Annotated in this window: 10 protein-coding genes and 1 pseudogene; 9 read left to right on the top strand and 2 right to left on the bottom strand. The window is 46.7% G+C overall.

All coding sequences use genetic code 11. The annotated features are described in order from the left end of the window. Positions 1-73: 73 nt before the first annotated feature. The 3 genes from ACEYW6_RS34675 (at position 74) to ACEYW6_RS34665 (ending at position 3,242) form a co-directional block, all read left to right on the top strand. Positions 74-823 (top strand): hypothetical protein, encoded by a 750-nt coding sequence (locus ACEYW6_RS34675; protein ID WP_412983367.1) that lies wholly within the window; start codon positions 74-76, stop codon positions 821-823. Positions 824-1,455: 632 nt separating this feature from the next. Then, positions 1,456-1,968, top strand: a complete 513-nt coding sequence (locus ACEYW6_RS34670) for an SRPBCC family protein (protein ID WP_412983366.1) — start codon at positions 1,456-1,458, stop codon at positions 1,966-1,968. A gap of 104 nt (positions 1,969-2,072) precedes the next feature. Then, the gene (locus tag ACEYW6_RS34665; RefSeq protein ID WP_163938592.1) at positions 2,073-3,242 is read left to right on the top strand and encodes a zinc-dependent alcohol dehydrogenase; all 1,170 of its coding nucleotides are present in this window, start codon (positions 2,073-2,075) and stop codon (positions 3,240-3,242) included. Positions 3,243-3,361: 119 nt separating this feature from the next. Here the strand turns inward: ACEYW6_RS34665 and ACEYW6_RS34660 are convergent. Together ACEYW6_RS34660 and ACEYW6_RS34655 are read right to left on the bottom strand one after the other, a co-directional pair. Beyond that, positions 3,362-3,778, bottom strand: a pseudogene (locus ACEYW6_RS34660) (transposase); the annotation flags it as partial. Between the two features lie 348 nt (positions 3,779-4,126). Next, positions 4,127-4,330 (bottom strand): hypothetical protein, encoded by a 204-nt coding sequence (locus ACEYW6_RS34655; protein ID WP_412983365.1) that lies wholly within the window; start codon positions 4,328-4,330, stop codon positions 4,127-4,129. Positions 4,331-4,397: 67 nt separating this feature from the next. Between ACEYW6_RS34655 and dnaK the strand changes: the two genes are divergently transcribed. From dnaK to ACEYW6_RS34625, 6 genes are all read left to right on the top strand, one after another. After that, positions 4,398-6,287 (top strand): molecular chaperone DnaK, encoded by a 1,890-nt coding sequence (gene dnaK, locus ACEYW6_RS34650; protein ID WP_412983364.1) that lies wholly within the window; start codon positions 4,398-4,400, stop codon positions 6,285-6,287. A 185-nt stretch (positions 6,288-6,472) separates the two neighbouring features. Further along, on the top strand, positions 6,473-7,246 hold the full coding sequence (locus tag ACEYW6_RS34645; protein ID WP_412983363.1) for a ChaB family protein: 774 nt from the start codon (positions 6,473-6,475) through the stop codon (positions 7,244-7,246). A 99-nt stretch (positions 7,247-7,345) separates the two neighbouring features. Next, positions 7,346-8,176 (top strand): YfdX family protein, encoded by an 831-nt coding sequence (locus ACEYW6_RS34640; RefSeq protein WP_412983362.1) that lies wholly within the window; start codon positions 7,346-7,348, stop codon positions 8,174-8,176. Between the two features lie 120 nt (positions 8,177-8,296). After that, positions 8,297-9,154, top strand: a complete 858-nt coding sequence (locus ACEYW6_RS34635) for a YfdX family protein (RefSeq protein WP_412983361.1) — start codon at positions 8,297-8,299, stop codon at positions 9,152-9,154. 191 nt (positions 9,155-9,345) lie between these two features. Next, positions 9,346-10,320, top strand: coding sequence for a YfdX family protein (locus ACEYW6_RS34630; RefSeq protein WP_412983360.1), 975 nt, complete (start codon positions 9,346-9,348; stop codon positions 10,318-10,320). Between the two features lie 100 nt (positions 10,321-10,420). Further along, a partial coding sequence (locus ACEYW6_RS34625) for a DnaJ C-terminal domain-containing protein (RefSeq protein ID WP_412983359.1) occupies positions 10,421-11,406 on the top strand: 986 nt, incomplete at its 3' end.

Genomic DNA, 11,406 nt, shown 5'->3' with positions numbered 1-11,406 from the left:
TATCATTTTCACTAACTGGCTTTTGAGTATTTTAGCTGATTGACAAAATGCACTTTTACTTAACCTGTCACGGGTGGGACGGGGGCGCTTTTATGAGGAGACTGGTGCGATTCGGGATGTAGTGGCAAACCATATGCTGCAAGTATTGGCTTCAGTGTGCATGGATGCTCCTGCTAGTACGGCTTTTGATGCCATCCGCGATGAAAAAAAGCGTATTCTCAAAGCTATACCCTCACTGCAACCTAATGAGATTATTCGCGGTCAATATCGCGGTTACCGCAACGAAGAAGGTGTTTCTCCTGACTCCCAAGTCGAAACTTTTGCTGCCGTGCGGTTATTTATTAATACCTGGCGGTGGTCAGGAGTTCCTATATACATCCGGGCTGGGAAGAATTTGCCTGTTAAAACTACTGAGGTGATGGTCAAGCTCAAGTGCCCGCCTTTAGATGTCTTCCAAGAAGGAGGAAAAGAAAACACTAATTATGTTCGTTTTTTACTCGATCCGGAGGTGATTGTGGGATTAGGCGCTCGCGCTAAAATCCCTGGAGAAGATATGATCGGCTCTGTGCTTGAACTTCTAGCCTTTTACGGAGGTGGCGACGAGATGGAACCATACGAACGTTTATTGGGTGATGCTATGCGGGGCGATCCCACCTTATTTGTACGGGAAGATACCGTGGAAGAGGAATGGCGGATTGTCCAGCCAATTCTCGATAACGTCACACCTGTTTACGAATATGAACCAAATACATGGGGCCCAGCTGAGTCAGATAAACTGCTCTTACCAAACGATCGCTGGTACAATCCTTTGCCAAGAGAGTAGCAGATATTGCTCTGAAATTAAAAATGGTTGTTATTGTAAGCAATAGGCAATGGCATCGGTGAGAGGTTAAAGTAATGGCACATTTGTCAAGAGGGTGCAGCAAAAGGAGACAAATCCAGCGATTGAGGCTGGCTTTCGCAGCGTTTTACCTGTCCCTTTCCTTATCCCGAACTCAGGTTATGTTAATAATACATCTTTAAAAGTCCGTTGGGAGTACGGTGTCCTCCAACAATTCACAATCATACCTTGAGCATTCAATATTAAATATTTAGATGCGTTCGCGCTGTTCTGCTTTTTGGGAGACGCTCCGCGAACGCTGCGCTAACAGCAGTTACGCTCGTTCGCTCTTAGCGTCTCCCCTTGGGAGAAGGCTTGCTGGCGTTGTGCTAACACCATTTCTGCTTCTGAAAACGCAACTGTTTTGTAAATTAACTAAGTATTTTTGTATACAAATATGGTAACTGCCAATTACTACTTTTGAAGTATCAATTTATTGGAAACCTAAGACTATTGAAAGAATATAAGTAATTCTTTTTTAACTATAACTCTAAGCAATAGAAGAGTTAAGACAAATCTATTTGTCCCAAGTTTGATAATTAAAAGACATATAGCAAACACAAGAGGCAATGGTCATGAGTACAGTCATGAACCAACGGGTCAAAGTTGGAAAGACTTTAACCATTAACAAACCAGTAGAGGAACTTTATCGCTTTTGGCATAACTTTGATAACTTGCCACGCTTCATCAAGCATCTCAAAGAGGTGAGGGTACACGACGAAAAGCGATCGCACTGGATTAGCAAAGGATTCTTAAATGAAAGCGTTGAGTGGGATGTAGTCATTACCGAAGACCGAGAAAACGAATTGATTGCCTGGACTTCGGTTGAAGGCGCAGCAATTGAAACCTCTGGTCGCGTCCACTTCAAGCCAGCACCTGGGAATCGTGGCACTGAGGTAAAAACAGTTCGAGAATTTACCCCGCCTGGGGGTGCGATTGGGGCTGCGTTGGCGAAGCCCGTCACAGACATCGCTAAATTATTTGGCGAAGACCCAGAACTGCAAATTAAAGAAGATTTACGCGGCTTCAAAATGCTGATGGAAGCAGGCGAGATTGCCACAACAGAAGGTCAACCGCGAGGTAGTTAGGTTACAGCCTTGAGTTGGGGACTGAGAGGAGCAGGGGAGCAGAGGAGACAAGGAAAATAACCACTGACAACTGACAAGTAAATACCGACAAAGGACTAATGGCTATGAAAGCAGTTTGCTGGAATGGTGCCAACGATGTACGGGTAGAAACAGTACCCGATCCAAAAATCATTAATCCGCGTGATGCTGTGATTAAAATCACGACAACAGCAATTTGCGGTTCTGATTTACACCTTTATAACGGCTACGTCCCCACAATGGAAAAGGGCGATATCCTGGGTCATGAAATGATGGGGGAAGTCGTTGAAATAGGCAGTGCCGTCAAAAATTTAAATATAGGCGATCGCGTGGTTGTACCATTCCCTATCGCCTGTGGTAACTGCTGGTACTGTCAACATGACTTCTGGTCATTGTGCGATAACTCTAACCCAAACGCTTGGTTAGCAGAAAAATTCATGGGTTATTCACCCTCTGGTATTTTTGGCTACTCTCATATGCTAGGGGGCTACGCTGGTGGTCAAGCTGAATATGCCCGCGTTCCCTTTGCCGATACTGGTTTGTTTAAGATTCCTGATGGACTAACAGACGAACAAGTAGTGTTTTTAACAGATATCTTCCCCACCGGATATATGGCGGCAGAGAACTGTAATATTCAGCCCGGTGATATTGTCGCAGTCTGGGGGTGTGGCCCAGTCGCACAATTCACAATAAGAAGTGCTTATCTACTTGGTGCTGAACGAGTCATCGCTATTGATCGAATTCCCGAACGCCTACAGATGGCTAAAGATCAAGGCAAGGCAGAAATCCTTAACTATGAGGAAGTAGATGTTGGTGAAGCCCTCAAAGAAATGACAGGTGGACGCGGCCCAGATGCTTGCATTGATGCTGTGGGGTTGGAAGCACACGGCACAGGTCTAGAAGGAGTATACGACGAAGTAAAGCAAGCAGTGCGTCTGGAAACAGACCGCCCCCATGTGCTGCGGCAAGTGATGATTGACTGTCGCAAAGGCGGTCACGTGTCAATTCCTGGTGTTTATGTCGGCGTTGTAGACAAAATACCTATGGGTGCTGCCATGAACAAAGCCTTAGTATTCAAAATGGGACAAACGCACGTTCATAAGTACTTAAACACGTTACTCGATCACATCCAAAATGGCAGGATCGATCCATCTTTCGTGATCACCCATCGTCTACCGTTAGATGAAGCACCCCGGGGTTACGAAATTTTCAAAGACAAGAAGGAAAACTGTATCAAAGTTGTACTCAAACCATAAGGCAGGAGAAAAGACACGGAGAGTGGGAGACGCAAAGATGCAAAGAAAGAACTCTCCATGTCCCTCTATCCCCGCACGCAACTTCTCTCCGTGTCCTTCTAATCGATGATATAGGAATCCTATTTGATTTTTGAATAAGCTCCGTACATCTGTAGAGTGTCAAAACCAAAGGTTGTGTGTCTAATAAACCACTCAAACATCCACTTTAAATGAGAAAATGTTGGAACCAAAGCGCAAAAACGTCTAACCCATGTTTTTGCTTGTAACCAAATATCTTCAATTGGATTTTGTATTGGGCAATTAGGGGCAAAGCGAACACAATGTATTTTCCATTGCTCGGTTGGCAAACTTTGATTAACAGAGTCTAAAAAACCTCGAATTTCTTTGAAACGGTGGTAACTAGCACCATCCCAAAAAATTAGTAATTGCTGGTCGGGAGAGTCAGCTAGCAAGTATTGTAGGTAGTCAATAGTATTTTTTGAGTTTCCCGCATCATAAGCTTTGAGAACTAATTTTCCATCAAGATAGTCAACAGACTTTCATTTCCCTACGTATTATCTTGTAGTCTTGTTCAAAAATCAAATAGGAGTCCTATATCTCTATCGGGTGATGGGCAATGAACGAATATCCCCAGGCACTCTCACTCTTGGTGTCCGTTGAAAGTATTCGTGAGAGTAGTAACTTTACCGACCGTTGTTATCTACAAACGGGAGCAATGCGATGAAAGTGAGATGGGTAAGTTCTTGAGGCAGGGGAGGCAGGGAGAGAGAAAGAAACAAGTGTATTCAGGGCTGTTCAGGTAGTAAAAATTACTAAAACTTTCTCTTTGCTCCCTCTGCTTCCCCTACTCCTCAAGATGAAGTCAAAAGTAAAAAGGTGAGCCACTACGGTGGACGGGAACACCTGCATAAAGCAAGTGGCGTTAGCGTCAGCGTTAGCGACGTTAGGAGCGTCACCCGAAGGGCAAAAGGCAAAAGAGAACTGATGAAGTCTTGAAATTTAATTCTTAATTCTTTTCTTTTTACTTTTACTTTTTGACTTACTAGCCCCTGCTCCTCCTCAATCATCACTAATTTGGCGATTGGCATTTGTTCAACTTGTCCTGAATCCAGACTCTCAATTTTTTATCCCAATCTTTGAAGGAGGTTGCTAACGATGGCAAAAATCGTTGGTATTGATTTAGGAACTACAAATTCCTGTATAGCTGTAATGGAGGGCGGACAACCCGTCGTTATTCCGAACACAGAAGGCGGTCGCACAACTCCGTCTGTGGTTGCCTACACCAAGAAGGGCGAAAAACTTGTCGGGCAAATTGCCAAGCGCCAGGGTGTAATGAACCCAGAAAACACCTTTTATTCCGTTAAGCGGTTCATCGGGCGCAGGTATGATGAAGTCACCCAAGAGGCAAAACAAGTTACTTACAAGGTGGTACGTGACAGTAATGGCAACGTCAAGCTACACTGTCCCGCTCTGAACAAGGAATTTTCACCCGAAGAAATCTCGGCTGAGGTAGTCCGCAAGCTGATAGATGATGCCAGCACATATCTGGGGGAACCAGTGAGGCAAGCGGTAATTACCACCCCTGCCTATTTCAATGACTCTCAACGGCAGGCTACCAAAGATGCCGGTAGAATTGCCGGGATTGAAGTTCTGCGAATTATCAACGAGCCAACGGCGGCTGCCCTCGCTTACGGACTTGACAAGAAAACTAACGAAACTATCTTGGTATTTGACTTAGGCGGTGGGACGTTTGATGTGTCTATCCTGGAAGTCGGCGATGGTGTGTTTGAAGTGAAAGCTACCAGTGGCGACACCCACTTGGGCGGTGATGACTTTGATAAGAGAATCGTAGACTGGTTAGCAACCGAATTCCAGCGTAACGAAGGCATCGACCTCCGTAAAGACAAACAAGCCCTGCAACGCCTCACCGAAGCAGCAGAAAAAGCCAAAATTGAACTGTCAAGCGCAACACAGACGAACATTAACTTACCTTTTATTACCGCAACCTCGGAAGGCCCGAAACATCTAGATATGACCTTAACGCGGGTACAGTTCGAGCAAATGTGCGCCGACTTGTTCGATCGCAGCCGCATTCCTGTCGAACAAGCTCTGCGCGATGCTAAACTGAGTCCCGCAGATATTGACGAAGTAATCCTAGTGGGTGGTGCAACTCGAATGCCGGCTGTCCAGCAACTGGTACGGCAGATAATAGGCAAAGACCCGCACCAGGGTGTCAACCCGGATGAAGTCGTAGCAGTGGGTGCAGCGATTCAGGCGGGTGTGCTTGGGGGTGAGGTAAAAGACGTACTGCTCCTAGATGTTACGCCGTTGTCGCTGGGTGTTGAAACTCTAGGTGGTGTGACGACCAAGATTATTCCGCGCAATACCACTGTCCCAGTGAAGAAGTCTGAGGTGTTCTCAACGGCGGCTGACGCACAAACAAACGTAGAAATCCATGTTCTGCAAGGTGAACGCGAAATGGCATCCGACAACAAGAGCCTGGGAACCTTCCGACTAGATGGGATTCCTCCAGCTCCCAGAGGTATGCCACAGATCGAAGTTACCTTTGACATTGATGCTAACGGGATTCTGTCAGCAACTGCCAGAGAAAAAGCCACAGGTAAAGAACAGTCCATTAGCATCACAGGTGCGTCTACCCTCGATAAATCTGAAGTTGAGCGGATGGTGAAAGAAGCCGAGCGCAATGCGGAAGAAGACCATAGGCGGCGCGAACAAATTGATACCAAAAATATGGCGGATTCCGTCGCCTATCAAGCCGAGAAACAACTTCAGGATTTGGGCGACAAAGTGCCACCAGCAGACAAGTCCCGCGTGGAAGGCTTAATTCGAGACTTGCGTCAGGCAATTGAGCAGAACAACATCGATCGCATGAAGTCCCTCACCAACGAAATTCAACAAGCCCTGATGCAAATCGGCACTGCGGTCTATTCACAAGCAGGTGCATCTCCAAACGGTGGTACTTCTACAGACCGTCAAGGCGGCGGTGAAGATGTCATCGATGCAGACTTTGTGGAACAAAAGTAACAAGACTCAGCGAGCAGTCCGTTGCTCTGGTTCTCAGAGTTAAAGGAACTGCTTTAGCGAGCCTGCGTGCGTTACCCTCTGGGTGACGCAGTGAAATTATCAAATACTCTCTTCCTATCCCCGCGTCCTTAAATCTGCGCCACATTTCGTGATGTTATCTAGTTTTTTAATTTGGAGTAATTTTTATGACTTCTACATCTGAAAAAACCGCCCTCAAAAGTGTCTCTGCTATCTTCAAAGATGAGAAGAAGATGCAAGAAGTGGTTGAGCGTCTAATCGAGCGCGGCGTTCCCAAAGATAACATTTCGATTATTGGTCGCGACTTCCACGCCGAAACTCGTATCTCCGGATTTGTGACTAAACAAGATGTGATCTTGGATGGACTCGCCACCGGAGCGATTTTTGGATCGCTGTTTGGTTCTCTGTTGGCTTTACTTACGGGTGTGGGTGTGTTGTTCATTCCCTTTTTGGGAACCGTAGTAGCAGCAGGCCCTTTGGGAGCAGCATTATTAGGAGCGGCAGGCGGTGCTTTATATGGTTCCTTGGGAGCAGGCATTGGATCTGCCTTAATCGCAATGGGTATGCCGGAGGACAAAGCTACTATTTACGAAACACGCCTGAAAGCAGGTGAGTTTTTACTGGTCGCGGAAGTGCCACAAGAACAAGCAGACGAAGTTGTCTCATTGTTAGAAAGTGCGGGTGCGGAAGAAGTCGCTATCACTGACATGAAGATTCCCCGTCAACCAAAAGGTGAACTGGCAGATAATGAGCAGATTTCACCAGAAATTAGAGCAAATCTGTCGGACGACGCGCAAAAAACTTTTGTTGATACCTACAATCGGTCGTTCAGAGAAGCCAATGGAAAAGATAATGCCTTGACGAAGGCTTGGGATCGGGTCAAACAGGTGTTCGATCGCGACGAAAAAGGCACTTATTCCAGGTCTAAAGTCAGATCGTAAATTTCCAGAGTTGCGATCTCCTACGGTGGGGCGTAGCCCATCGCGACGAAAAAGGCACTTATTTCAGTCACAAAACAACTTAACTAACTGGAACAGATTATGAACTCTCAAACATTGAATCAGCCCGATACTCGTCTTCAGCAGGAAATTGATAAGGAGACGCAAAAGGCAACAGATGAGGCTGAAAGATGCCTAGATCGAGAAGCGGTTTCCGCCATCAAAGAAACTCGAAATGCAATTAATGCCATTGAGGAGGAAAATACTAAAGCAGCGATCGCTGCTTTAGAACGCGCAACTGGAAAACTTGACATTCTGGTGGCAAGATACCCTCAACTGGGCTTGGTTCCCGTCATGACTCAGGTATCCATAATCGATGTTGCCCCTCTGGATCTTCATGTGATTGAACGAATTCGCACTCAACTTAAGAATGCTTTCAATAACGAAGATTTTCCGACTGCTCGTCAACTTTTGAACAACCTGATGAGCGAGATTCGCACAACAATCTTTAATCTGCCACTAGAAACATATCCTGATGCTATGAGAGAGGCAGCCCGGTTGTTGAGCGAAGGAAAAACCGATGAAGCCAGAACACTTTTGCAAGTTGCTCTCTCAACCCTAGTGCTAACAGAGCAATCTCGACCAATTCCGCTGCTCAATGCTTACACCCTCTTAGTAGATGCAGTCGATCTAGCAGAGAGCGATCCAGAGCAAACGCTGAGGTTTTTGAAAGACGCTCGCACTCAACTTAAGTTGGCTCAAGAACTGGGCTACGCCAGAAGTAATCCTGAGTATGCAGAACTTGAGCAGGCAATCAAAAATCTGGAGCGGCAAGTTAAGGCAAGTGAGAAAACCACAGACGCATTTGCCAAGCTTCAGGAAAGATTCTCTAGTTTCTTCAATAAGGTATCCGCAGCCATCAATCCAGCTTAATGAAGGCAGAAGGCAGGAGTTAGTTATTCTTACCCTTTCCCCGTCTCTAGTCTCCCTCATCTCCCTTGTCCCATACTTCAATCGAGGCGCAAAACAAGTTAACAAATCAGGAGAATAATTATGAACGCCCAAACATCGAATCCACAAGATAATCGCGGTCGGCAAGAAGATGCTCGTAATCAGCAAGAGATTGACAACGAGAGACAAAAGGCAACAGATGAAGCTCAAAGATGCATAGATCAAGAAGCAGTTTCCGCGCTCAAAGAAACTCGAAATGCAATTAATGCCATTGACCAGGGAAATACTCAAGAAGCACTTCAAGCTTTAGAACGAGCAACAGGAAAACTTGAAATTCTAGTAGCACGATACCCTGAACTGGGTTTTGTTCCTGTGTCGGCTCAAGTAAATATAATCGATCTTGCCCCTGACAATTCTAATGAGATTGAGCGAATTCGTAATCGAATTAAGAGTACTGTGAATGGGGATGATTTTCGTACTGCTCGTCAACTGTTGAACAGCCTGGTGAGTGAGATTCGCACAACAATCTTTAATCTGCCACTAGAGACATATCCTGATGCCATGAAGGAAGCAGCCCGGTTGTTGAACGAAGGTAAAACCGATGAAGCCAAAACAGTGCTGCAACTTGCCCTCTCAACCCTAGTGGTGACAGAAGTTGCTCGACCCCTACCGCTGCTTAGAGCCGATATTGACATAATGAGTGCAATTGCTATAGCAGACAGCGATCGCGAAGGAACGCTGAGGTTGCTGGAAGATGCTCGCAACCATCTCAGGTTGACTCAACAACTAGGGTATGCCAAAGGCGATCCTGAGTATGCAGAACTTGAGCAGGCAATCCAAGATATCGAGCGGCAAGTTAGGGCAAACGAGAGAACCGCAGACCCATTGAGTCGGCTCCTGGAAAAATTCTCTAGTTTCTTCAACCGTATATCCGGAACCGCCCCCGCCCAACCAGCTTAATGGAGGCAGAAGGTGAGAAGAGGATAGGGGGATAAGGAGTAGAGGAGATAGGGAGAATCAAGGGTAATTTTAGTCTTTTCTGCTCTGCTCCTCCGCCCCCCTGCCCCTCTGCTCCCCTGCTCCCTTGCTCCTCCGCCCCCTACCTTCTTCAATCCAGGTGCAAAACAAGTTTATAAACCAGGAGAATGATCGTGAACCAATATCACAGATTCTTTAGAAGGCTGCAAGTCCTGTTCGTGGGTATTCTTTTTTCCTCGCTTTTATTCATCGCTCCTGTTCATGCAGTTAGCTCTGCTGCGGTATCTCCTGAAAGATTGAATCAGCTTGATACTAGTCTTCAGCAGGAGATTGAAAAGGAGAGGCAACAGGCAACAGCTGAGGCTGAAAGTAAACTGGATCGAGAAGCGATCGCCGCAATCGAAGAAACTAAAAAAGCGATCGCTGCCATTGAGCGGGGAAAGACTCAAGAAGCAATTGCTGCCCTAGAACGAGCAACTGGAAAAATTGACATTCTAGTAGCACGATACCCTGAACTAGCTCTGATTCCGGTGGCGGCTGAGGTAGCGATAATCGATTTTGCCCCTCAGGATTTTAATTTGGTTGACCGAATTCGCAAACAAGTTAAGTCTGCTGTAAATGCAGAAGATTTTCCGGCGGCTCGCGAACTGTTGAACAACTTGATGAGCGAGATTCGCACAGCAATCGTCAATCTGCCATTAGAGAGATATCCAGATGCTACCAAGCAGGCAGCTCGGTTGTTGAACGAAGGCAAAATTGATGAAGCCAAAGGCGTGCTGCAACTTGCGCTCTCAACTTTAGTGGTGACAGAACAAGCTCGACCCCTGCCGCTAGTCAAAGCCCATACCGATCTAGTGACTGCGGTTACTTTAGCCCAGAAGGATCGCGACGCAGCACAGAGGTTGCTAGAAGATGCTCGTACCCAACTCAAGTTAGCTCAAGAACTAGGATATGCCAGAGGCGATCGCGAGTATGCAGCATTTGACAAAGCAATTAAAAATCTAGAGCGGCAAGTTAAGGCACGTGAGAACACAGCAGGCGCATTTGCCAAGCTTCAAGAACAATTCTCTAGTTTCTTCAACCGAGTATCCGAAGTCGTCAAACCAGGTGATTCCTCAAATAGGGCAGAAGCCAGGAGACGCGATTAATCGCGTCTGTACAAGAGTGAGGAGTTTTATCTTCCCCTGCTCCTCTGCTCCTCTGCTCCTCTCCCCACCCGTCCCATCGCGTTAATCTCAAGAGGTGCTGATGGTTGCAGCAACCGATTTCAAAGATTATTACGAAATTCTGGGTGTCAGTAAGAACGCCACTCCGGAGGATATCAAAAAAGCCTACCGGAAATTGGCACGGAAACATCACCCGGACTTAAATCCTAACGATAAGCAAGCGGAAGCGCGGTTCAAAGAAATTAACGAAGCTAATGAAGTGCTGTCCGACCCGGAAAAACGCCAGAAGTATGACCAGTATGGTCAGTACTGGCAACAGGCTGCGGCGGGTGCACCTCCACCCAGAGGGGCGGGTACACAAGGTTATGACTTTAGCCAGTATGGCAACTTTAATGATTTCATTGATGAGTTGCTGGGAGGGTTAGGTCGCAGTGGCGGTCGTACAAGGCAGCGCACAGCTAATTATCGCACTACAAGAAGACCAGAAGGATTCCGGGAATACGCCGACTTTGGCGATGGAGAAGACCCTTTCGGCCGCTTCACTGATGTTCCCGCACAGGATACGGAAGCGGCGATCGCGCTCACTTTTTCTGAAGCGTTTCACGGTACACAGAAGCGGCTACAAATTGATGGGGAAACCATCACTGTTCGTATTCCGCCGGGTGCGAAACCGGGAAGCCGCATTCGGGTAAAAGGCAAAGGACAGATGAGTCCTTTTAGTCAGCAACGCGGCGATTTGTATCTGACAATTGAATTATTGCCCCATCCTTTCTTCAAATTTGAGGGCGACAATCTTGCCTGCGAAGTACCTGTCAGCCCAGAAGAAGCAGTGCTTGGCGCACAAATAGATGTTCCTACGCCCGATGGCAAGGTAACGATGACGATTCCGGCCGGTGTGGATTCCGGCCAAGCACTCCGGCTACGTGGCAAGGGCTGGCGCGATCCAAAAGGTAATCGTACCGCTTTGATCGTGCGGTTAAAAATTGTGACCCCCAAAGATTTGAGTCCCCAAGAAAGAGAGTGCTATGAAAAATTGCGGCAGGTCAGTAGTTTTAATTCCCGTCAAGG

Origin of the sequence: Nostoc sp. UIC 10607, assembly GCF_047228265.1 — a bacterium.
Taxonomy (GTDB): Bacteria; Cyanobacteriota; Cyanobacteriia; order Cyanobacteriales; family Nostocaceae; genus Nostoc; species Nostoc foliaceum_A.
This window is presented reverse-complemented; position numbering and strand designations above follow the sequence as displayed.

Bases quoted from the DNA above. Each gene is read 5' to 3' on its own strand.
- ACEYW6_RS34670 (WP_412983366.1), top strand. From the start codon at position 1,456: ATGAGTACAGTCATGAACCAACGGGTCAAAGTTGGAAAGACTTTAACC.
- ACEYW6_RS34665 (WP_163938592.1), top strand. From the start codon at position 2,073: ATGAAAGCAGTTTGCTGGAATGGTGCCAACGATGTACGGGTAGAAACA.
- ACEYW6_RS34655 (WP_412983365.1), bottom strand. From the start codon at position 4,330: ATGCCAATCGCCAAATTAGTGATGATTGAGGAGGAGCAGGGGCTAGTA.
- dnaK (WP_412983364.1), top strand. From the start codon at position 4,398: ATGGCAAAAATCGTTGGTATTGATTTAGGAACTACAAATTCCTGTATA.
- ACEYW6_RS34645 (WP_412983363.1), top strand. From the start codon at position 6,473: ATGACTTCTACATCTGAAAAAACCGCCCTCAAAAGTGTCTCTGCTATC.
- ACEYW6_RS34640 (WP_412983362.1), top strand. From the start codon at position 7,346: ATGAACTCTCAAACATTGAATCAGCCCGATACTCGTCTTCAGCAGGAA.
- ACEYW6_RS34635 (WP_412983361.1), top strand. From the start codon at position 8,297: ATGAACGCCCAAACATCGAATCCACAAGATAATCGCGGTCGGCAAGAA.